Origin of the sequence: Parvibaculum sp., assembly GCF_035511255.1 — a bacterium.
Classification (GTDB): Bacteria; Pseudomonadota; Alphaproteobacteria; order Parvibaculales; family Parvibaculaceae; genus Parvibaculum.
This window is the reverse complement of record NZ_DATKFR010000254.1, coordinates 1-2,551: the sequence shown is the minus strand read 5'-3', so window position 1 is coordinate 2,551 and position 2,551 is coordinate 1. Positions and strand designations below refer to the sequence as shown.

Annotated in this window: 2 protein-coding genes; both read right to left on the bottom strand. The window is 64.6% G+C overall.

What is annotated here, in order from left to right; genetic code table 11:
- On the bottom strand, positions 1 to 601 hold a 601-nt coding region (locus VMR03_RS10060), incomplete at its 3' end, for an FAD-dependent oxidoreductase (protein WP_325404772.1).
- 13 nt (positions 602 to 614) lie between these two features.
- Positions 615 to 2,399, bottom strand: coding sequence for an FAD-dependent oxidoreductase (locus VMR03_RS10055; protein WP_325404770.1), 1,785 nt, complete (start codon positions 2,397 to 2,399; stop codon positions 615 to 617).
- Positions 2,400 to 2,551 lie beyond the last annotated feature (152 nt).

Sequence of the window (2,551 nt, the reverse complement as noted above, 5' to 3'; positions counted from 1 at the left end):
GGAATGTCACGCTCTTCATGCGCCGCAATGACGCCTTCAAGCCGTTCATCAGTTGCAGGCCGGAAAAGGGGCCGCCTTTCACCCGATGCCCGCGCGGCGCCGGCGGTTCCTTGCCCGCATAGGCGGCGACGGCCTCGTTGCCGGAGTAATAGAGAAAATGCGGACGCTGCGGGTAGGAGGTCTTGTGCGGCGACGGCGTGCCGTCGAATTCGACACCGTGGCTTTCCAGCCAGGCAAGCTGCGCGAGGCTGTCTTCGCAGAAGCGCCTGAGCGTCGCCGGCGAAACCGCATCCTCGACCTCATGGCGCAGATAGTCGTACATCGCATCGACGCTGTCGTTATATCCCGCCTGATGCTGGTATCTGCTGCCGCCGCCGGTATAGACGATGCCGCCGCTCAGCGCGCTCGCGCCGCCGCCCTGGAACCGGTCGGCGATAATGACGTCGAGCCCCTGTTCCGCGCCTTCAAGTGCGGCGGAAGCGCCCGCCGCGCCGCAGCCGATGACGAGGAGATCGGTCCCCCTGTCCCATGTCGTGGCGGCCGGATCGGCGACGACGAGCGGCTTGGCAACCGGCGTCGTTCCGAAGGGCGCGTCGCCCAATATGGACTCCGGATCAATCACCTGTCGCCACCGAGCGAAAACCGGGCGTCGTCCCCGCGGCCGCAAGTTCCTCCACCGTCCGGTTGCTCATCGAGCTCGCGATATCGTTCGCGGCGATATAGCCGAAGGTCATGGCGGGTCCGAGCGTCGCGCCCGCGCCCGGATAGGAATCCGCCGTGATCGCCGCCGAGCAATTGCCCACCGCGTAGAGCCCGCGAATGATGTCGCCGCTTTCGCTCAGCACGCGCGCCTTCGCGTCGACCTTGAGCCCGCCCTTGGTGCCGATATCGCCGAGATCGACGCGCACCGCATAGAATGGCGCCTTCTCGATCCGGCCGAGACATGGATTGGGCTTCACCGCATTGTCGCCGAAATAGCGGTCATAGACATTGCCGCCGCGGCCGAATTCCGGATCGACGCCGGTTGCCGCATAACCATTCATACGTTGAACCGTGTCGGCGAGCGCCGCCCGGTCGACGCCGATCTTGCCGGCCAGCGCCTCGACCGTGTCCGCCCGGTAAAAGACGTTGTCGACCCATTCGGGCGGCAGCGAACTGTCCGGCGCGACGGCGCCCGGCAGCAATCCGCCGCAGATATATTTCCGCCGGAACGTCGCATCGAAGACGAGCCAGCACGGCGCATTCGCGCCTGTCTTCTCATTGTCGGCTATCATCGCATAGCCGAAATCATTATAGGACATCGCCTCGTTGGCGAAGCGCCGCCCGAGCCGGTTGACGCAGACGCTGCCCGGAAAGGCGCGCTCCATGAAGAGGCCGACCCGCGTCTCCGTGTTCGGCGTATCCTTCGACGGCAGACGCATCGACGGCGTCCACCAGGCGTAATGCATGAACTCCACCGCCGCGCCGATCTCGATCCCGGCGCGGATCGCATCGCCGGTATTGTTGACCATCGGCGTGATGCTCCACTTCTGCTCGGTCGGCTGCGGCAGATATTGCTCGCGCATCACCTGATTGCGTTCGAAGCCGCCCGCCGCAAGGATCACGCCCTTGCGCACATCGACGGTATATTCATGCCCGTCCTGCGAGAGCACCGCGCCGGTCACCCGTCCACCATCCTCGACGAGACGCACGAGCTGCGTGTTCCGCAGCATCGCGACATTGCGCTCGACAAGGCCTTTCAGAAGGCCGCCCGTCGTCGCATTGCCCATGGTGAGGCGGCGGTCGCGCCTCGTCTTCAGACGCCAGCCGAAATCGAACCAGTAGCCGAGCAGCACCTTCAGCAGCATGGTCTGCCAGCCCGGCTTTTTCGACGTGAAGGCACGCGCCTCGGACACCGTCATCGACACGCGGCCCATCATCTTCATCAGCGAATAGGGTTCGCGAAGCTGAAAGAAAATCTCGCCGAGCTTCGATCCGTCGACCGGCGCCGGATCCATGGTCCGCCCGCCGGCCTTCGCGCCCGGCAGCGCCGGATAATAGTCCGGATATTCGGGCACCGAGATGAAGCGTTGGCCGACCTTCTCCGCCATGTAGCGCACGACGTCCGGCGCGTTGTCGATATAGGCCATCAACCTGTCCTCGGCGACTTCGCCCTTGGTGCAGGCCTTGAGATAGGTGAGCGCCTCTTCCTTGCTGTCGCGCGCCGCATTGTCGGGATTGTTCGGTACCCAGATGGCGCCGCCCGACACCGCCGAGGTGCCGCCGAAGCGATCGCTTTTCTCGACGAGCAGAACGCGCAGACCCAGATCATGCGCGCGATTGGCCGCGACGAGACCACCGGCGCCGGCGCCCACAACGAGCACGTCGTATGATCCGTTCACGTTTGTCGTTCCGGTCATTCCGTTTTGCATCGCGGCGCCGCGCGAGCCTCCCTTTGCGGAATTGTGAGCGAGTCTCCCCGGAGCCCGCTCCGTTCACATCGTCGGAGTGGACTATAGAACGGCCCGCCGCCTCTCGCGGAGAACTGAGTTATTGTCAGAACTACTCAGCG